Below are 18,218 nucleotides of genomic sequence, written 5' to 3'. Positions count from 1 at the left end.
CCGGGTACACCGGACACGACGGCACAGCTTGCGACAGGACGTGTGGGGGAGGCGCTGACCGATGCGCGTGCGAGATACCCGACTGCCGGGGTGGCCTGCGGAATTGTTCGCCCCCGAACTCCCGGTGGCCACCGCCCGGCTGCGTCGACGGGTCGCCGACTCGGTTGGCCCCGACGGCGCGGTGCGCGGTCCGTGCCGCAGCCGTGTGCTCGAATCGGCGCTGTTGCTGCGCCTTCTGGAGCGCACCGGTATCGAAGCCGATCACCACCGTCGGGTCGCCGGTTTCCTGACCGATTGCCTGGCCGGCGCCGAACCCCTCGACCGGTTACTCGCAACGATCGCTTTACGCCACGTCGGCGACACCTCCGAACACGGCGCCGGCGACCTGCTCGACCGATTTCTGCGCCGGGCGCCGGCGTTTCTCAACGCCCGCAAGCGGGTCATGCTGGAAACCGTGCTGTCCCTGCTCGGCCCACCGCGCCGGGCCGCCCGCCGGCCGTTCGACCCGAACGCCTTCGAAACCGGCAACCTGCACCCGTGGGCGCACGTGCAGACGGTTGCGCTCAAGGTCGCGCTCGCCGACCTCACCGGTCACGCGGACGAGATCACCCCGGCCGAACTGCGCCTGCTCGTGGACACCCAGCAGGGCCCGGGGGTCTGGGAGGGCAACATCCTGGTGCACCTGCTGGTGCTGCACGCGCTCGCGGACCGGCCGCATCTGGACGCGCTGCTCGTCAACGGCGTGGCCAAGGCACTGGCCCACCAACGTGCCGACGGCGGAGTGCCGTTCGTGACCGACACCGACACCTGGTGTGCGGTCACCGCGGGCGTCGCGCTGGATGCCTCCGGCGCGCCGTACGAGGTCCGCCGGCGGATCGGCGACCACCTTGCGGCGGGCCAACGGCCGGACGGCGGTTGGTCGTACACCGACGCGGCGGCGCTCGCCGACGTGGACGACACCTCGGTGGCGATCGAGTTCCTGCACGCCACCGACCCGGTGCGCTACCGGCGCACCATCGACGTCGGCCTGCGCGCGCTGTGGTCCTATCAGGGTCCGGACGGCGGATTCCCCACGTACATCGCCGGCGCGCCGTCGGAGGCGTGCATGACCGCCGCCGCGGTCAACGCGCTGAGCGTACGCGCGTCGCGACACGTGCAACGGATCACCGCCGGGCGCCGGTTCCTGGCCGCCGCGCAATACCCCGACGGCACGTTCGAACCGGACTGGAGCCGCAGCCGCTACCACTCGATCTTCCGCGCCCTGCTGGCCATCGACGCCTGCGGCCCGGACGCCTACCGGGCCACCGCCAAGCGGGCGCTCGTCGCCATCCGCGAGGGGCAGAACCCGGACGGCGGCTGGGGCCAGCAACCCGGCGACCCCAGCGACGCGATCAGCACCGCCTACGCCCTGATCGCATTGTGTCGGCAGAGCGACCCGCGCCCGGTGGCGCGCGGCGTCGAGCGCCTGCTGGCCGCACAACGCGGCGACGGCGGGATCGAGTCGGTACCGGACATGCTCGGCACCAGACCGTTCCTGTACGTGATCCCGTGTCTGGCCGACCACTTCACCCTGCTGGCGCTGGGTCACCTCGGCAATCGACTGGCCCAGCGCTCGCATCATCGTTCGGACACCGGCGCGTCGGCGGCGCACACCACGACTGTGCGCGCCCCCGCGCCCGGCACCGCCGGATTGCCCGGCGGGGGCAGGAACACTCCGACGCAGACCGGCGAAAGGAGCCCGGCGTGAGCACACCCACGGTCGTCGACCTCCCGATCAGCTTCCATCTGCCGAAGCTCGCGAACCTGTTGCCGATGACGTTCCATCCCGAGACCGACCGGCTGATGCGCGAATCCCGCTGGTGGGCGCACCGGCACCTGGGCTTCGCCTACGCCGGCGACGCGGCTCGGATCGACAAGAATGTGGACGGGACGCTGCTGGTGTCGTTGTCCGTTCCGCACGCCGACTACGAACTCGCCCTGACCACAGCCAAGGTGATGAACTACCTGATCGGCATCGAGAACAGCCTGGTGGACAAGGCGGGTCTGGGCGGCAGTTCGTTCGCCACCCGCAACGTCTTCGGCCGCTTCATGTCCGACCTGCTCGGCTGGGGGGACGGCTCGACCCCGCTGCGCGAGGACTTCTCCTGGTTGCGCGAACGCATGCCGCCCGCCCGCTGGATTCGTTTCGTGTCCTACATGGAGGACTTCGCCCACGGCTTCACCACCGAGCTGGAGAGTTGGCGCGACGCCGGGATATCCGACTACGACACGTACATGGACGACCGTCGGCACAGTCTGGGCGTGCGCTGGTTGTTCGGCTTCGCCGAGGAGGGCGTGCCGGGTGTGGCACTGTCCCAGGAGGCGTTTCGCACCGCCGAGATGGTGGCCCTCCACGACACCGCGATCGACGGATACACGCTGATCAACGACCTGGTCTCGTACCGCAAGGAACTGGTCATGGACGACCGGGTGAACCTGGTCTACTACCTCGGCGAGGCCGAGGGGCTCGACCTCGAAGGCGCGATGAACAAGATCTGCGGGCTGATCGACGCCACCGAACGCAAGTTCCTCGACCTGCGCGATCGCATCCTGGCCGGCCCGCACGGCGGCGAACCGGGGATGCGGGCCTACCTCGACGAGGTCGGCCACGTGATGACCTCCAACCTGTGGTGGGCCACCGTCAGCAAACGCTACGAACCCGGCGGACTGGGCTGGGACGGCTCGACCGCCGGCACCATGACCTTCCACCGGGACCGCGCCGTGTTCGTCCCGGATCCCCAGCCGGGCGGGTGAGCGGCCTCTCGCCACACGCCCCCCGCAGCCGGGCTCCTGCCGTGCCCGACGGCCGGCCGCGTGCGACTCGCGTCGACCCGTTGCCATTTCCGTCGAACCCTCCGCCGACGCGCGTCCTGCGCGCGTCGGCGGACTTTGCCCGAACCTGACACAACGTCGAGGGTGCTTCGGGGCGGCTTTCATCATTCACTCATGTAGCACGTCCATGCTGCCTACATGGACTTTCCGCGTTGTGGCACCCCGCGTCCTGCGGTTCGATCCGGCTCGCACCCCGCACGGAGGGCGCGACCGCCGGTCGCGCCCCGGCGAAATCGGCGGGCCCGCGGCGAGGTGATCGCCGGGTTCGGGGCAGGCGCTTGTTGATGGCCATCTCCTTCGACGACAGGCGGACCCGGGAACCCCGTCCGACCCGGGCGCCGAAACCCACGATCGGCCCGTACGCCGCCGGCCGCCGGCCGCACCTGCACCGGATCGACCTGATCCGTGACATCGCCTTCCTGTGCGTGATCGTGGTGCACGTCATCGGCGTCACCTACCCGTTCCCGGGCGAGGGCCCCGCGTTCACCCAACTCGTCCTGCACGCCACGCGCGCGGTGTTCTTCTTCGTCAGCACGTTCGTGCTCTTCCACAGCGCCTACGGCCGCCCGCTGCGGGTCCGCGCCTTCCTCGGCAAGCGCTTCAAGCTCCTGGGCGTCCCGTATCTGCTGTGGTCCACCGCCTACTGGGTGCTGGGCGACCACGCGCGGATCCGGCACGACCTGCCCGGCGCGCTGACCGATCTGCGCGGCGGCATCGTCTGGGGCGGCTCCTGGTACCACCTGTACTTCCTGCTCGTGTCGCTCCAGATCGCCGTCCTCCTCCCGCTGCTGCTCAAGCTGGTCCGAGCCTGCGCCGGGCGGCACCTGCTGCTGCTCGTGGTCGCCGGCATCGGGCAACTCGCGGCGCTGGTGGTGCTGTTCCACGAGAGACCGCTGAGCGGACCGCTGGAGTGGTACCGCATCCACGGCGGCATGCTGCTGCCCACCTACGGCTTCTTCGTGCTGGCCGGCGCGCTCGTCGCGGTACACCTGGACGCCTTCCACGCCTGGGTCCTGGGCCACACCCGGACCATCTGCGTGGGCACGCTCGCGATGCTCGCGCTGACCTACGCGTGGTACCGGCACAGCGTGGCCGCGGGCCGGGACACCGCGACCGCCTCGATAGCCACCCAGCCGGTGAGCCTGCTGTGGGGGCCGGTCGCGGTGCTCGCGCTGTACGCCGTGGCCACCCGCTGGGAGCGCGCCCGCACGCCGATCCCGGGTCGGCGCGCCGCCGCCCGCGGAGCGCAACTGGCCTTCGGCGTCTACCTCGCCCACCCGATGATCCTGCGGCTGCTCGAACTGAACGGGTTCGTCGCCGCGTTGCCGTGGTCGCCCGCCGTCGACACCGCCGTACTGGCGACCGTGGTCGCGCTCGCATCCGCCGGATTCGCCTGGCTGGTCGCGCGGACCCCGCTGAGCCCGTGGCTGATCGGCCGCGAGCGGGCGCGGGGTCGGCGGGCGACCCGGTCCACCCGGTCCGCCCGCCGACCCGGGCCGGCGCCCGCGGGTCAGCAGACGGGCAGCAGATCCTTCGCCGAGCCGGTGGTCTCCAACCACGCCTCGGGCGCGTAGCCGGCGCCCTGGCCGGTGGTCACGAGTACCCACTGATCGCTCTTGCCGCCGCGCCAGCCGTACACGTTCGCTCCCTTGGCCCGGCAGGTCGCGGTCAGTCGGGTGCCCGCGCTCACCTCGGCGACGGTCTTGCCCCCGCCCGGCTTCTCGCGTATCTCCAGACCGATCGCCTGGCGTGCGATGACCGCCATCTTGACCGTCGAGGTGGGCGAGGGCACCGACGAGCCACTCGGCCGCGCGGACGGATTCCCCGTCCCGGAGGCATTGGGCAGCGCGGTCGCCGCAGCCGACTTCTTGCCGTTGTCACTGCCCCCGGAGGACAACAACCACCACGCCAGGATCACGATCGCGCCGACGATCACCGCCCCGATCACCAGACCGTTCCCGGTCCTCGGCGGGCGCGGACCACCCGCGCTCGCCGCCCTACGGGCGAGCGTCATTCGACGCCAATCGAACCGGGACGATCCCGCAGACGGCATGGTGACTCCTTCACACGGACGTGCGGTGGTACGGGGGAACTCGGTACGTGCCCATCGGTACTCGATTCTTCCGTGTACCGACCCCGTCACGGTAAAGCGATCCGGAATCGCCGCGCCGTATGATTCCCGGCCACATGTCGCATCCGACCCCTATGGTCGGCTCATGACCTCTGCGTTGCCACGGATCAGCGACGATGAACGACGAGCGCGTTTGGGCATTCGGCATCGCCTGGCGCCGGGCGCACGGGCCGCGAACGCGGAGGACGCGGCCCGCGCCGTGCTCCTGCTGCACGCCACCGACCCCGCCACGGTGTACGTGTCCACCTGCGCGCGCCTGGCCGAGCCGTCGTCGGCCGAGGTCGAACGTGCGCTCTATGACGACAAGTCACTGGTCCGGATGCCCGGCATGCGACGCACCGTCTATGTGGTGCCGCGCGAGATCGTGCACGTGGTCCAGCGCTCCAGCACCGACGCGGTCGCGATCACGCAGCGCCGGGTGATGCTCCAGTTCCTGGCTTCGGGCGGATACGACGAGGCGTGGCTGGACGAGGTCGAGACCGCGACCGTGGCCGCGCTGACCGAGTTGGGCGAGGCGACGGCAATGCAACTGGGCGAGGTGGTACCGCAGTTGCGCACCCAGATCCGGGTCGCGATCGGCAAACCGTACGAGGCGAACCAGGGGGTGTCCACGCGGCTGCTGTTCACCCTCTCGTGCGAGGGCCGGATCGTCCGGGCCAGGCCGCAGGGTTCGTGGTTGTCCAGCCGGTTCCGCTACGCCATCGCACCGCCGCTGCCGGAGATCGGCAGGACCGAGGCCAAGGCCGAACTGGTGCGCGGGTGGCTGGCCGCGTTCGGGCCCGGCACGTCGGACGACCTCAAATGGTGGACCGGCTGGACGGTGGCCGACACCCGCCACGCCCTCGCGGCGGTGCGTGCGGTGGAGGTCGCGTTGGACGACGGGAGCGTCGGCTACGTGCTGCCCGGCGACGAGGAGCCGGGCCAGACGCCGGAGCCGTGGGCGGCGCTGCTGCCGGCGCTGGACGCCACGCCGATGGGTTGGAAGGGGCGGGACTGGTACATCACGCCCGAGCTGCGCGAGCGCCTGTTCGACCGGATGGGCAACATCGGCCCGACCGTGTGGTGGAACGGCCGCGTCGTCGGCGGGTGGGCCACCCGGGCGGACGGAGAGGTGGTCTGGCAGGCACTGGTCGACCTCCCACCCGAGGCGAACAAGGCCATCGAGGCCGAAGCCGCCCGGCACACCTCGTGGTTGGCCGGCACGTGTGTGACACCCCGCTTCCGGGTGCCCCTGGAGCGCGAGCTGAGCGGGTAGGCCGGGTCCGGCGCGGCGTCGCCCGGGTTCAGGGCCGGCCGGCCGTCGCGGGCAACTCGGTGACGGTGCGGGCGGCGCGTGGAGCGGTGGTGTAGACGATCAGGAGCAGGTCGGGGTCGCCGGGAAAGGACAGGCTCTCGTAGGCGGTGTCCAGCACGCCGCCGTCGGCGGTGCGCAGGCGCTTGGTGCCGTGGGTCTTCTCGGCCACCTGGTGGGCGTCCCACAGCGGCCGAAAGCGCGGGTTGCCGGCCGACAACTCCTCGACGAGGGCGGCCATCCGCGCGTCCGCGGGGTGCCGCGCGGCCTCCAGACGCAGGAACGCGACCGTGTCGGCCGCGACCTGTTCCCAGTCCGGATAGAACCGACCCGCGTCCGGCGACAGGAACGTGTGCCGCGCCATGTTGCGCTCGTGCGGCGCCATCGCGCTCAGCCCCATCACCGCGTCGGCGGCCGCATTCCAGGCCCGCACGTCCATGCACGGGCCGAGGACGAAGGCGGGCGCGTCGATCCGGTCCAGGAGCACCTGTACCCCCGGCCGCGCCGTCGACGGGGCGACTCGCCGCGCGCTCGCCCGGGCCGGCCGGGCCAGATCCCACATGTGCTCGTACTCGGTCGGATCCAGCCGCAGCACGCGCCCGATCGCATCCAGCACGGCGTCCGAGACGTGCTGTCCCCGGCCCTGCTCCAGCCGCACGTAGTAGTCCACGCTCACGCCCGCGAGCTGCGCGACCTCCTCGCGCCGCAACCCGACCACCCGACGCTTGCGCCCGAACACCGGCAACCCGACCTCCTCGGGCCCGACCCGGGCCCGACACGCACGGAGGAAGTCACCCAGTTGTTCGAACGACGCATTGCTCATGCCCGGACTCTAATACCGTGCCCGGCACCGCGCCCCACCCGCACTTTTCCCGCCGACCGGTCCCGAGGGTGGTACGGGCAGACCCAGGAAAACGCGGGCTCTGGGTGTGCGTCGCGGGCGCGGGCAAGGTTGGCCGGGTCGGCGGGGAACACGCCTCGCCCACCGCTTCCACTGGAGTCTTCCCATGAGCTACACCGCGCTTGCCGGTCGGATCGCCGTCGTCACCGGAGCCGCCAGCGGTATGGGCGCCGAGACCGCCCGGCTGCTCGCCGCGCACGGCGCGCACGTCGCGCTGCTCGCCCGCCGCGAGGACCGGCTCAAGGAGCTGGCCGCCGAGATCACCGCGGCCGGCGGCACCGCCCTGGCCGTCGTGGTCGACGTCACCGATCAGGATTCGGTGGACGCCGGCGCGGCTCGGATCCGGGCCGAGCTCGGCCGGGTCGACCTGGTCGTCAACTCGGCCGGGGTGATGCTGCCCAACCCGCTCGACGACGGCCGGATCGACGAGTGGACCCGGATGATCGACACCAACGTCACCGGCGCGCTGCGGATCATCCGCGCGTTCACCGCCGACCTGGTGGCCGCCGCCGCGGACGGGCGGGCCGCCGACCTGGTGGACATCTCCTCGATCGGCGCCCACGTGACCTTCCCGAACTACGCGGTGTACGGCGCGACCAAGGCCGCGCTCACCCACCTGTCCGCGTCCCTGCGCAGCGAACTGGGCCCGCGCGACGTCCGGGTCACCAACATCGAGCCGGGCCTGACCGACACCGAACTCGGCTCGCACATCGACAACGTCGACCTGGGTGAATCGGGCCAACTGGGCGCCATGTTCGATGCGATCGGCAGCCTGGCCGCGAGCGACGTGGCCGACCTGGTGGCATACGCGGCAACCCGGCCGCGCCACGTCAACCTGCGCCAGATCGTGATCCTCCCGACCCGCCAGGCGTGAACCGCGACGCGGCGGACCGACTCCGGCTGCGATCGCGCCGGTTCGGCCCGCCGGGGTGATGTTGCGCCGGCCGGGGGGTGTTGACTATGACTTGTCAGGCCCGCCCGCCACCCCGTACGAGGAGCCTTCCGTGGCGTTGTTTCGTCGCCAGTCCCGCAACCAGCAGAACGCCGCCTGGGGGCAGGACGTGCGCGGCGTCCTGATGAGCGCGCCGCCGGATCGCATCCGCCAGGATCTGCGGCTGATCATCAGCCGACCCGGCCCGCACCTGGGCATGCAGGGCATGGTGTGGCCGTTGGGCGATCGCGGCGAGATCGTCGCCGTGGCGTGCGTCAAGGGTCCGGACGGCGCCGCCGTCACGGTCGAGACGCCGATGGTGCAGCACTGGGGGATGGCGGTGGAGGACGTCTGGCTCCAGGCCGCGACGAACCTGCGGATGGAGGGCTACGGCGGCACGCCGATGGACATCTCCACCGGCAGCACGCTGCATTCGCTGCTCGGCCAGGGCTGGCCCGGCTCCGCCCAGCTGTTCCGGCTCGGCGAGGCGATCGGGGACCCGCTGCGGGCGGGTGCGCTGGTGTCGCTGCCGGTGGACAACTGCCTGCTCGCGCTGCCACTGACCTCGCAGCGCACCGTGGGCATGGCCGGCTTCGTCCTGAAGACCGCCCAGGGGCTGACCCGGGACCAGCAGGCCCTGTCCACCGGGATGTTCTGGTGGCACGAGGGCATCCTGGAGGAACTCGAAGTCAACTGGCAGGGGCCGGAGCACGCCACGCTGACCGGATCCGCGCGATTCGGGCAGGTGGTCCGGGCCCTGCCGCCCCAGTGAGCGATCCGCACCGACCCCGCTCCCGCCGTCCCACTTTCCACCGAGGTGCCGTCATGCCCGCTGTGTTCTCCGAACTCGTCGTCGACGCGAACGACGTGCCCACCCTCGCCGAATTCTGGCGTCGAGTGCTCGACTGGGACCTCACCGTGCAGGGTGAGGACATCGAACTGAACGCGCCCGACGGGTCGCTGCCCACGATCCTGTTCGTGCCGGTCCCCGAGGGCAAGGCGGTCAAGAACCGGCTGCACATCGACGTCAGCCCGGCGATCGGCTCGGACCAGGAGAGCGAATTGGCCCGCTTGCTCGCCCTCGGTGCCAAGCCCGCCGACGTCGGCCAGGGCGAGCAGAGCTGGCACGTGCTGACCGACCCCGAAGGCAACGAGTTCTGCCTGCTGCGCACCCCCAAGTAGCCCGGCACGCGCGATCCGCCGCCCGCCCGGCCACGTTCCGTCGCGGGCACGGGCGCAGGCACGCGGCGCCTCCGGCTCACGTCTCGGTCAGCCGGTACCGGTAGTGCTCCCGCTCCACCGTCCACGTCCGGGCGCCCGGTTCCGCCGCGTCCGGGAAGGCGGTGCCCGCCGGGACCGCCTCCAGCCGCAGCCGGTCGGCGTTCACCACCGGCGCGCCGGCCACGCCGTAGTACAGCTCGACCGCCGCGTCACGGTCGCCGTAGACCAGGATGCGGTCTTGGACGAGCACCGCGAGCGCGGGCCGCTCCGGGTCGAACAGGCCCCACGTCATCGCGTCGCCCGGATGCCCCAGGAACAACACCGAGCGCGGTTCGGCCAACGCGAATCCGGTCACCCGCACGTCCACCGGACCCAGCGCCGGGCCCGCGTCCACCGCGCCGTGGTCGAGCAGGTCGCGCAACACGTCCAAGGCGGCCGGCGGCAGATTCTCGCCGATCACCGCGAGATCGCCGGTCAGCGCGTGGGCCCGGCCCGGCCCGGCGTGCGGGCCACGCAGTTGGAGGAACCCGCAGCGGGCCACCGACGCGCTGATCAGCGTCCCGTCGGCGGTCCGCTCCCACGCGACGGCCAACTCCAGGCCCGGTCGCAGCCACATCGGGGCGACCATGACGCCGTCCGGCGCGAGCTGCTCCACCCAGGCCGGCGGCAGATCCGGCACCCCCACCGTGGCCTCGATCCGGTCGAACGGCGCCCGGTCCGCGACCCCGGCCCAGCCGTCCCCGGTTCGTACGTCCACGTGCGTGCCGAGCCCGGCCAGGCGCCGTGCGGCGGAGCCCGCCAACTCGGCGGACACCTCGATGCTGACCACCTCGCCCTCCGGGCCGGTCAGCCGGGCCAGCAGGGCCGCGTTGTACCCGCTCCCGGTACCGATCTCCAGCACCCGCATCCCGGGTCGCACGGCGAGCTGTTCGAGCATCAGCGCGACCATCGCCGGCTGGCTGACCGTGCTGTCCGGCAGCCCGCGTTCGTCGGTGGACAAGACCACGACCCGGTCCTCGTAGGAGCGAGCCGGCGAGGTGGCCCCGGGGGTGAACAGTTCGCGCGGCACCTGCGACATCGCGTTCGCCACCGCCTCGGTGCGTACGCTCCCGGTCAGCCGCAGCCGCTCCACCAGCGCCATCCGCAGGCGGGCCGCCGTGCGCTCGTCGCTCATGGCCCCGGTGTACCCGCCCGAGCGGGTGTCGGCACCCGGTACGGCGCTTCGGTGCCCGCGGCGCGCCCCCCGGCTCGGGTCGTGCGCCCCCGCGGTGTGCTCACGGGTGGGCGGCGCGGGATCCGGTGCGGGCGGCGATCTCGTTCGTGGACAGGTAGGCGTCGGTCTTCTCCAGGTTGCCCATCCGGCCGTCCAGATCGGACATGAAGCCGAGGCGGACCAGGTCGTCGCCGGCGAACGCGTGCTGCACCCAGTTGGACAACACCCGGGTGCGCGCCCGGATCGAGGGCACGGTCATCAGGTGGTATCCGCGGGTGATCGCCTGGGCGGGCAGGCCGCGCATCTCGTAGCCCAGCGGCCGGGCCACCGCCTGGGTGCCGCCGAGGTCGACGACCAGGCCCAGGTCCTTGTGTCGGAACGGGCTCAGTCGCCCACCGCGCAGCGACGCGACCACGTTGGCCGCGGCGATCTTGGCCTGCCGGTGTGCGTACTGCGCGGTGGGCGGGCAGATCGCGCCGTCGCCCTTGGCCAGGTCGGGCACGGCCGCGGCGTCGCCGAGGGCGAACACGTCCGGGTGGCCGGGCACGGCGAGATCGGCGGCGACGGCGAGCCGGCCGCGGACCAGTTCGGTGCCCACCGTGCCCACCAGCGGGCTTGCGGTGACGCCCGCCGTCCACACCAGCGTCCGGCAGGGCAGCTTCTCGCCGGTGGTCAGCGTCACCGAGTCCTCGGTGATCTCCTGCACGCTGATCCCGAGCCGCACGTCCACCCCGCGCTTGGCCAGCATCTGCAAGGTGGCCTTGCCCAGGTTCTCACCGAGTTCGGGCATCAGCCGCGGGGCCACGTCCACGATCATCCAGCGCACCTGCGCCGGGTCCAGGCGCGGGAAGTGCCGGAGCGAATTGGTGGTGAGCATCTCCAGGCACGCGGCGGTCTCCACGCCCGCGTAGCCGCCGCCGACCACGATGAACTGACAGCGCGACGCGCGCTCGGCCGGGTCGGTGCTGGAGTTGGCGATCTCCAACTGGGCGATCACGTGGTCGCGCAGGTAGACCGCCTCGGCCAGGTTCTTCATGCCGTGCCCGTAGGTGGTCAGCCCCGGGATGTCGAAGGTGCGGGTCACGCTGCCCGGGGCCAGGACGAGCTTGTCGTAGTGCTCGTTGGTGATGTCGCCGGAGATCTTGCGTACGACACACACCTTGGCCGCGAGATCGACGCCGATCGCGCCGCCGGGCAGGACGTGGGTGCGCTTGAACATCCGATGCAGCGGCACCGCCGTGGTGCGCGAGGACAGTACACCGGCCGCGACCTGCGGCAGCAGCGGTCGGTAGACCATGTAGTCCATCGGACTCACGAGCACGATCTCGGCCTCGCGCGGCCCGAGGGTTCGTTCCAGTTTGCGCACCGTCTCGAACCCGGCGAATCCTGCTCCGACGACGACCACCCGCTGCACCATGGTTGCCCCTTCCGGGAAGGCTCGGACAGGAAGCCCGAGACCATTTGGCACATTTTGTCCAAACATATGGGGATCATTGGTGGGGCACGACCGGGGCGGGCCATCCGGGGCGGCGCGCCGGCGAGGGCTCGGACGGCTCAGCCGGCCGGGCGCCGGGATCGACCCAACGCGAAGCCGGCCGCGACACACAGGACCGGGGCGGTCAGGAAGCCGGCCACCAGGTTGAGGCCGCCGTAGCCGGCCAGGCCCAGGACCGACCCGGAGGCCGCGCCGCCCGCCGCACCGGCCAGGTTCATCAGCAGGTCCGACACGCCCTGCACCCCCGGTCGCTCGCCCGCCGGCACCGATTCGCCGAGCAGCGCCGACCCGGCGACCAGACAACACGACCAGCCGAAGCCGAGCAGGATCAGGCCGACCATGGTGCGCCACGTGGAGTGGCCGGAGGTGCCCGCGACGAACACGGCGAGCAGCAGCACGAACTGGCCGCCCAGGATCACCGGGATCCGGCCGAACCGGTCGGCGGCCCAGCCGACCACCGGCGACAGGGCGTACATGCCCGCGATATGCAGGCTGATGGTCAGCCCGACCAGGGTCAACGCGGTGCCGTGGTCCTTCATGTGTACCGGCGTCATCGCCATCACCGACACCATCACCACGTGCCCGAACGCCACCGTGGCCAGCCCGAGCATCGCCCGCGGCGCCCGGCGGATGACGGTCAGCGCACCGCGCAGGTCACCGCGCGGCTGTTGCCGGTCGCCGAGGTCGGCGCGGGCGATCAGCAGCGGATCCGGGCGCAGCGCGACCCACAGGATGCCGCCCGCGCCGGCGAAGGACACGATCGAGAACAGGAACGGCCCGGCCAACTCCGGCAGGCCGAGGGCACGCCCGATCACGGCGCCCGGCTCGTTCAGGTTGGGGCCCAGGACCGCACCCACGGTGGTCGACCACACCACGATCGACAGGGCCTTGGCCCGGCCCGCGTCGTCGGCGAGGTCGGTCGCGGCGTACCGGGACTGGAGGTTGGCGGCGGTTCCCGCGCCGAACACGAGCAGCGCGGCGATCAGCAGCGGGAACCATTCCAGTACGGCCGCCAGGATCACCCCGCCGGCCGCGAGCGTCGCGAGCCCCCAGCCGGCGGTGAGCGCGACCCGGCGCCCGTGACGGGTCGCCGCCCGCGACATCGGGATCGCGAACACCGCCGCGCCCAGGGTGATCGCGGTGGTCGCCAGGCCCGACCAGCTCTTGGAGCCGGACAGGTCCTCGGCGAGCAGCCCGCCGACGGTCAGCGCCGACCCCATCCCCACGCCGCCGACCACCTGCGCGGCGATCAGGATGCGCACGGTCCGCCGCTGAAGCGCCGATCGGTCGACCCGCTCGGGGTCGGCCGACTCGGATATGGCCGGATCCAAGTCGGTCATGCCGGTTCACCACCAGATCTGGGAGGGATGCACGAACCACAGCGTGACGGACGGGCTCGGGTCACCCCAAGCCGGGGCGATGGTGACCCGGACGCCGGGGTGATGGTGACCAGGTCGCTGGCTGATGGTGACCCGGTCGCCGGGGTGATGGTGACCAGGCCGGGGTGATGGTGACCAGGTGGCCCGGCCGGTGTGGATCGTTGCGAGGAGAAGATCATTCCACTGGAGCAGGTGGGCGGTCGGCTGCGATGATGCGGGCGTTCCGGTGGATGGTCGACGATCGTGGGGGAGCAGATATGTTCATCGCCGAGGTGGGCGGAGTCGAGGCGCCGGATACGGCGACGGCGCGGGCCGCGTACGGGGTCTGTGCGGAGTACGCGGAGATCGGGCTGCGCAACCACTCGGTGCGGGCGTACTTCTGGGCCGCCTCGGTGGGAGCGGCCCGAGGGATCGGGTTCGACGCCGAACTGCTCTACGTCGCCGCGCTGATGCACGACCTGTCGCTGACCGCCCCGTTCGACAGCCACACGCTCGCGTTCGAGGAGGCGGGTGCGCAGCTGGCCCGGGTGTTCGCGGCGGGGGCGGGCTGGGCGGGGCCGCGCCGGGATCGGCTGGCCGAGATCATCGTGCTGCACATGCGCGACGCGGTGCCGGCGGAGGTGGACCCGGAGAGTCATCTGCTCCAGATCGCGGTGGGGGCGGATGTGTCCGGGCGGGCCCTGGACTCCTTCGATCCGGACTTCGCCGCGGCGCTGCTGACGGCGGTGCCGCGGGCCGGGTTCGCGCCGGCCTTCCTGCATGCCGCGCGCGATCAGGCCGAGCGGAAGCCGACGAGTGCGGCGGCCGAACTGATGCGGAACGGATGGGCCGAGCGGATCTCCGGGAATCCGCTGGATCGCTGACGTGGGGTTCGTACGGGAGACGCGGCCGGGGGTGGCCGGTTGCGGGCCGGGGCGTGCGCAGGCGCCGGCGGGTGGGCCCGGTTGCGGGCCGGCGCATTCCCGCCGGGCGCGGCCGGGTGTGTTCGGCCGTGGCCCGGGGTATGCGCAGGCGCCTCGGACCGCACGGATCGGCTGACCCATGACGTTGCTCGACGAAGACCAGGCCTGGGCGCTGCTGCGTGCCCTGGACGACCCGGAGCATCTGGCGGCTCCGCCGGACTACGACCCGGTCGCCACGCGCGAGCGTTTCGACCGACTGGTCGAGCGATTGGAGGCGGACTTCGGGTGTCGCTGTCCGGTCGAGGGCACGGCCCGGGCGGCCAGTCGACACGGGGCGATCGTGGTCCCGGCGGCGGCACTGGCGGGGACCGGGCGGATCACCCTGGTGGTCAGCAACTTCGGCGACCTGGTCGCCACGAGCGTCGACGCGCCGGACGATCACCCCGTGGGCGCGGCGCCCGCGTACGTGTCGGCGGCGGATCGGGAACGGGTCGAGGCCGCGCTCGACGACCTCGGCTATCGGGTCGTGCCGGAGGATCTGTTGCGGACGACGTACGACGGGACGAGCCGGCTCGCGGACCACTACACGGTCGAGGACGGGCCGACGTGGTGGATCAGGTTCTTCGACTACCCGTGACCGGGGTGCGGGTGCCTCGAGTGCGGGCTCTGGCGAGGCCGCGCGGAGTTGTGCGGAGCTGCGCGGGCTGCGTTGGCCACAACGGGCGTCGGGGAGCGCGGGGTTGGTGTGGGCGAGGGTGGTCGGGTGCGCTCTCGTAGGGCCGCGCGGAGTTGCGCGGACTGCGTCGGTTGCAACGGGGCGCCGGCAAGCGCGCGGCAGGTGTCGGCGAGGGTGGTCGGGTGCGGGTGATCGGTCGGTGGTCCGTGCTTGCCGACGGCGTTGATCGGGCGTGGGCCGATCGCCGGATTGGTGGTGAACGCGGCCTGGGACGCGCTGAGTTCGTTGATCCTCGGGGACGGGTCGAGGCGGCGTGCCGGGCCTGGAGCAGGGTGGCGGTGATGGCACGCCATGCCACGCCGCGCGGGCACGGGCGTCGGGGTGCGTCAGGTGGTTGCGGAGCATGAAGCCGATGTTCGACGTCCCGCCCTCGGTGATTCGGTCGTCCGGCTCGACGAACAGCGCGTCGTCGTAGCTCGCAGGCATTGCCCGACGCCGACGCCGCGACCGGCCGAGCAGGTCCGGGTGCTTGACCTCCGGTAGGTCGCGGCGGAAGACCATGGGCAATACCCGTGTCGTCGGCAGCGTCGTTGGCCCGGCCGGGCGAGTGGTGATCAGGATGTGCGGCGTGGTCGGGGCGTTCGGATCGGCCGGGCGGATCGCCGGATCGAACACGGTCACCCGCAGCACGAAGGCTCCGCCGGGGGTCGGCGGCGACCCGCCGGGCGCGGGCCGGCACGCGTTCCGGGTCGAGTTCGGCGTCGAACGCGGCTTCGAACGCGGCTTCGACAGTCCCGGAGCACGCGAGCCGGGTGTAGGTCCAGGCCCGCGCACCCGGCCATCGGCGACGCGCGTCGAGGTGAAATGCCCGTTGTCGGACAGGCCGGCGCGCCTAGGTCGTCGGGATGGGCGGGCGGGGCGCCGTAGATCTCCCCCCGCCCCGCCCCCGGTGAGTCGGCCGGCTCGGACGGCCGTGGCGGGATCGGGGCGCCCGCCGCCGTGGGGCCTGCCGGCGGCCCGGTCCCGGGGGAGTGGGTCGTGGCGGTCCGACCATGCCTGGCTATGGTGTCTGTTCCATGACGCTTCAGGTGCCGATCGGCGACACGTTGCGGGCCGTGTTCGGCCCACCGAAGAAGGCGAAACTCCTGGACAGCAGCCCGCGTTCGCGGGTGTGGCAGGTGGAGTTCGGCGGTGAGCGGGCGATCGTCAAGCAGATCACCGACGCGGGCGACAACCGGTACGGCGCGCCCGAGCGGTTCGCCCGCGAGGTCGCGGGCCTGCGGCTGGCCGCCCGAGGCCCGGTCGGCCCCCGCGTGCTGGGCGCCGACCCCGACAGGTGCGTCATGGTGCTCGAATACCTCGACGACCTGGGCCGGACGGACGACTGGATGCCCGGCCACGCCGAGGCACTGGCCCGGCTGCACGCGCTCACCGGCCCGGCGGACGCCGCGGAACTGCCCGCGTGGCGACCGCCGAGCGAGGCCGACGCGGAATCGTTCCTGGCGCTGGCCACGACCCTCGGCGTACCGATCCCGCCGGGCGTACCCGACGAGTTGGCCGCGCTGCTCACCCGGCTGGATCCGGCCGGTCGGTATGCCCTGCTGCACGGTGACCCGTGTCCGGGCAACGACCTGCGGACCGTCGACGGGGTGCGCTTCGTCGACTTCGAACAGGCCGCGCTGGGTGACGGTCTGGTCGAACTGGCCTACTTCCGGATCGCGTTCCCGACCTGTTGGTGTGCGATGTCGGTGACGGGGGCGCCGTTGGCCGAGGTCGAGGCGGTATACGCGTCGACGTGGCGGACGCTGACCGGGCAGGCCCCGGACACGGAGGCGGGGATCGCCGACGCGTGCGCGGGCTGGCTGATCCGCGGCGACGCGCTGGTCGAACGGGCGCACCGGGACCAGGCCGACCAACTGGCCCGCGTGCCGGTCGCGGACTTCACGTGGGGTCCGGTCTCGGCCCGCGAGCGACTGGTCCACCGGCTCGATGTCGTCGCCGCCACGACATCCGAACCACTCCGCGAACTGGCCACCCTGGCACGCCGATTGCACCACCACCTGCTCACGGCGTGGTCGACCCTCCGCCCCTTGCCGGGTCCCGAAACACGCCCCTGGTAACGCCGCGCCGGGGTTCGCCCCACCGGGCCACGCCGCGCCTTGCCCGGCTCTGCGGATACTTCAGCTCCACTGCGCGCCGCCATGCCTGGCTCGATGGCCCCGTGCTCCGCCCCGCTGCGCCGTGGTTCGGCCCCGCGCTGTACCCGTCCCGCGTCGCTGCGCCGTTTCGGCATGCCACGTTTCGCTTCGCCTCGCTCTGCACTCCGCCGCCTCGCCCCGTTCCGGGCCCGCAGCACGCCGCGCCGCGTGTTCCGCCCGGCATCGTCTCCGCGCCTCACCCGGCACGCCTGCCCCGCCCGGCGCCACGCTGTGCCTTGCTCTGGGCCGCCTCGCCCCTTGCTCCCCGCGGACCGGCGTTGCTCCGCCGCCGCGTCCCACTCCGCCGTGCTTCGGCCCGCTGCACGCGATGTTGGGTGGCTTGCGACCACTACATGTGAAGTACTATAAATGTAGTCGTTGATGGATGTCGTCAGCGAACATCGCCACAAGAATAGAGACCGCATGCGAAAGCTCACGTACCTCATCGGCGCGACCCTCGACGGCTTCATTGCCGACAAGGACGGCAATTTCGACTTCTTTCCGGTGGGCGAGGACGTCCTGAGGCACCTCGTTGCCGAGTATCCGGAGACGATCCCGGCGCATGTCGCCCCACACGTGGGGGTTGCATCCGACGCCGAGTTCCGGCACTTCGACACGGTCGTGATGGGCCGGGCCACGTACGAACCGGGGCTGCGGGCCGGGTTCGCCGATCCGTACAGCCACCTGCGTACGTACGTCGTCACCGGCAGCATCACCGAGAGCCCCGATCCCGGGGTGACCCTGGTCGCCGGCGACCCGGTCGCCAAGATCCGCGAGTTGAAGGCCGAGCCGACCGGCAAGGGCATCTGGTTGGCCGGCGGCGCGCGTCTGGCGGGGAGCCTGATGGGTGAGATCGACGAACTCGTGATCAAGACCTACCCGATCCTGATCGGCACCGGGATCCCGATGTTGTCCGGCGGGTTCGACGTCACCGCGTTCACCCGCACGGGCGGCACGGTGCTCGCGGGCGGGATGTCCATCGCGACCTACGTCAGGACGTGACGGGACG

Annotated in this window: 16 protein-coding genes and 1 pseudogene; 11 read left to right on the top strand and 6 right to left on the bottom strand. The window is 72.0% G+C overall.

Features of this window, described 5'->3' with window-relative positions:
• Nucleotides 1-61: 61 nt before the first annotated feature.
• From ACZOOI_RS01470 to ACZOOI_RS01460, 3 genes are all read left to right on the top strand, one after another.
• Nucleotides 62-1,747: a prenyltransferase/squalene oxidase repeat-containing protein gene (locus ACZOOI_RS01470; protein ID WP_465279005.1), complete on the top strand. Its 1,686-nt coding sequence runs from the start codon at nt 62-64 to the stop codon at nt 1,745-1,747.
• Nucleotides 1,744-2,793 (top strand): terpene synthase family protein, encoded by a 1,050-nt coding sequence (locus ACZOOI_RS01465; protein WP_391585986.1) that lies wholly within the window; start codon nt 1,744-1,746, stop codon nt 2,791-2,793. The genes ACZOOI_RS01470 and ACZOOI_RS01465 overlap by 4 nt, the downstream gene beginning before the upstream one ends.
• A gap of 362 nt (nt 2,794-3,155) precedes the next feature.
• On the top strand, nt 3,156-4,445 hold the full coding sequence (locus ACZOOI_RS01460; RefSeq protein WP_465279004.1) for an acyltransferase: 1,290 nt from the start codon (nt 3,156-3,158) through the stop codon (nt 4,443-4,445).
• Here the strand turns inward: ACZOOI_RS01460 and ACZOOI_RS01455 are convergent.
• Nucleotides 4,382-4,924, bottom strand: a complete 543-nt coding sequence (locus ACZOOI_RS01455) for a hypothetical protein (RefSeq protein ID WP_465279003.1) — start codon at nt 4,922-4,924, stop codon at nt 4,382-4,384. The genes ACZOOI_RS01460 and ACZOOI_RS01455 overlap by 64 nt on opposite strands.
• 163 nt (nt 4,925-5,087) lie before the next feature.
• Here ACZOOI_RS01455 and ACZOOI_RS01450 point away from each other — a divergent pair, with 163 nt between their 5' ends.
• Nucleotides 5,088-6,257: a winged helix DNA-binding domain-containing protein gene (locus ACZOOI_RS01450; RefSeq protein WP_465279002.1), complete on the top strand. Its 1,170-nt coding sequence runs from the start codon at nt 5,088-5,090 to the stop codon at nt 6,255-6,257.
• Between the two features lie 28 nt (nt 6,258-6,285).
• Here ACZOOI_RS01450 and ACZOOI_RS01445 read toward each other — a convergent pair whose 3' ends face one another.
• Nucleotides 6,286-7,116, bottom strand: a complete 831-nt coding sequence (locus ACZOOI_RS01445) for a helix-turn-helix transcriptional regulator (RefSeq protein ID WP_465279001.1) — start codon at nt 7,114-7,116, stop codon at nt 6,286-6,288.
• Between the two features lie 184 nt (nt 7,117-7,300).
• Between ACZOOI_RS01445 and ACZOOI_RS01440 the strand changes: the two genes are divergently transcribed.
• The 3 genes from ACZOOI_RS01440 (at nt 7,301) to ACZOOI_RS01430 (ending at nt 9,307) form a co-directional block, all read left to right on the top strand.
• The gene (locus ACZOOI_RS01440; protein ID WP_465279000.1) at nt 7,301-8,068 is read left to right on the top strand and encodes an SDR family oxidoreductase; all 768 of its coding nucleotides are present in this window, start codon (nt 7,301-7,303) and stop codon (nt 8,066-8,068) included.
• A gap of 130 nt (nt 8,069-8,198) precedes the next feature.
• The gene (locus tag ACZOOI_RS01435; RefSeq protein WP_465278999.1) at nt 8,199-8,897 is read left to right on the top strand and encodes a hypothetical protein; all 699 of its coding nucleotides are present in this window, start codon (nt 8,199-8,201) and stop codon (nt 8,895-8,897) included.
• 53 nt (nt 8,898-8,950) lie between these two features.
• On the top strand, nt 8,951-9,307 hold the full coding sequence (locus tag ACZOOI_RS01430) for a VOC family protein (RefSeq protein WP_391585979.1): 357 nt from the start codon (nt 8,951-8,953) through the stop codon (nt 9,305-9,307).
• A gap of 76 nt (nt 9,308-9,383) precedes the next feature.
• Here the strand turns inward: ACZOOI_RS01430 and ACZOOI_RS01425 are convergent, their stop codons facing one another.
• The 3 genes from ACZOOI_RS01425 to ACZOOI_RS01415 all read right to left on the bottom strand — a co-directional run bounded on the left by ACZOOI_RS01425 (nt 9,384) and on the right by ACZOOI_RS01415 (nt 13,394).
• Nucleotides 9,384-10,520, bottom strand: a complete 1,137-nt coding sequence (locus ACZOOI_RS01425) for a protein-L-isoaspartate O-methyltransferase family protein (RefSeq protein WP_465278998.1) — start codon at nt 10,518-10,520, stop codon at nt 9,384-9,386.
• A gap of 100 nt (nt 10,521-10,620) precedes the next feature.
• A complete protein-coding gene (locus tag ACZOOI_RS01420; RefSeq protein WP_465278997.1) occupies nt 10,621-11,976 on the bottom strand; it encodes an NAD(P)/FAD-dependent oxidoreductase in 1,356 nt (451 codons plus the stop codon).
• Between the two features lie 137 nt (nt 11,977-12,113).
• Nucleotides 12,114-13,394, bottom strand: coding sequence for an MFS transporter (locus tag ACZOOI_RS01415; protein ID WP_465278996.1), 1,281 nt, complete (start codon nt 13,392-13,394; stop codon nt 12,114-12,116).
• A gap of 296 nt (nt 13,395-13,690) precedes the next feature.
• On the opposite strand from ACZOOI_RS01415, the gene ACZOOI_RS01410 reads away from it, so the two are divergent.
• Both ACZOOI_RS01410 and ACZOOI_RS01405 read left to right on the top strand, forming a co-directional pair.
• Entirely contained in the window at nt 13,691-14,296 is a 606-nt protein-coding gene (locus ACZOOI_RS01410) for an HD domain-containing protein (protein ID WP_465278995.1), read from the top strand.
• Between the two features lie 178 nt (nt 14,297-14,474).
• Nucleotides 14,475-14,972, top strand: a complete 498-nt coding sequence (locus tag ACZOOI_RS01405; RefSeq protein WP_465278994.1) for a hypothetical protein — start codon at nt 14,475-14,477, stop codon at nt 14,970-14,972.
• 423 nt (nt 14,973-15,395) lie between these two features.
• Here the strand turns inward: ACZOOI_RS01405 and ACZOOI_RS01400 are convergent.
• Nucleotides 15,396-15,686, bottom strand: a pseudogene (locus tag ACZOOI_RS01400) (aminotransferase class IV); the annotation flags it as partial.
• Between the two features lie 401 nt (nt 15,687-16,087).
• Between ACZOOI_RS01400 and ACZOOI_RS01395 the strand changes: the two are divergent.
• A complete protein-coding gene (locus ACZOOI_RS01395; protein WP_465278993.1) occupies nt 16,088-17,131 on the top strand; it encodes a phosphotransferase in 1,044 nt (347 codons plus the stop codon).
• A 501-nt stretch (nt 17,132-17,632) separates the two neighbouring features.
• Entirely contained in the window at nt 17,633-18,211 is a 579-nt protein-coding gene (locus tag ACZOOI_RS01390; RefSeq protein WP_465278992.1) for a dihydrofolate reductase family protein, read from the top strand.
• Nucleotides 18,212-18,218: the final 7 nt, after the last annotated feature.

The sequence above is a fragment of the Embleya sp. L77 genome (assembly GCF_055557415.1).
The sequence above is the reverse complement of the archived record's forward strand: the minus strand, read 5'-3'. Positions and strand labels throughout refer to the sequence as shown.

What these genes read in the sequence shown, in the direction of transcription:
- ACZOOI_RS01470 (WP_465279005.1), top strand. Translation starts at nt 62, where the DNA reads ATGCGCGTGCGAGATACCCGACTGCCGGGGTGGCCTGCGGAATTGTTC.
- ACZOOI_RS01460 (WP_465279004.1), top strand. Translation starts at nt 3,156, where the DNA reads ATGGCCATCTCCTTCGACGACAGGCGGACCCGGGAACCCCGTCCGACC.
- ACZOOI_RS01455 (WP_465279003.1), bottom strand. Translation starts at nt 4,924, where the DNA reads ATGCCGTCTGCGGGATCGTCCCGGTTCGATTGGCGTCGAATGACGCTC.
- ACZOOI_RS01450 (WP_465279002.1), top strand. Translation starts at nt 5,088, where the DNA reads ATGACCTCTGCGTTGCCACGGATCAGCGACGATGAACGACGAGCGCGT.
- ACZOOI_RS01445 (WP_465279001.1), bottom strand. Translation starts at nt 7,116, where the DNA reads ATGAGCAATGCGTCGTTCGAACAACTGGGTGACTTCCTCCGTGCGTGT.
- ACZOOI_RS01440 (WP_465279000.1), top strand. Translation starts at nt 7,301, where the DNA reads ATGAGCTACACCGCGCTTGCCGGTCGGATCGCCGTCGTCACCGGAGCC.
- ACZOOI_RS01430 (WP_391585979.1), top strand. Translation starts at nt 8,951, where the DNA reads ATGCCCGCTGTGTTCTCCGAACTCGTCGTCGACGCGAACGACGTGCCC.
- ACZOOI_RS01425 (WP_465278998.1), bottom strand. Translation starts at nt 10,520, where the DNA reads ATGAGCGACGAGCGCACGGCGGCCCGCCTGCGGATGGCGCTGGTGGAG.
- ACZOOI_RS01420 (WP_465278997.1), bottom strand. Translation starts at nt 11,976, where the DNA reads ATGGTGCAGCGGGTGGTCGTCGTCGGAGCAGGATTCGCCGGGTTCGAG.
- ACZOOI_RS01415 (WP_465278996.1), bottom strand. Translation starts at nt 13,394, where the DNA reads ATGACCGACTTGGATCCGGCCATATCCGAGTCGGCCGACCCCGAGCGG.
- ACZOOI_RS01410 (WP_465278995.1), top strand. Translation starts at nt 13,691, where the DNA reads ATGTTCATCGCCGAGGTGGGCGGAGTCGAGGCGCCGGATACGGCGACG.
- ACZOOI_RS01405 (WP_465278994.1), top strand. Translation starts at nt 14,475, where the DNA reads ATGACGTTGCTCGACGAAGACCAGGCCTGGGCGCTGCTGCGTGCCCTG.
- ACZOOI_RS01395 (WP_465278993.1), top strand. Translation starts at nt 16,088, where the DNA reads ATGACGCTTCAGGTGCCGATCGGCGACACGTTGCGGGCCGTGTTCGGC.
- ACZOOI_RS01390 (WP_465278992.1), top strand. Translation starts at nt 17,633, where the DNA reads ATGCGAAAGCTCACGTACCTCATCGGCGCGACCCTCGACGGCTTCATT.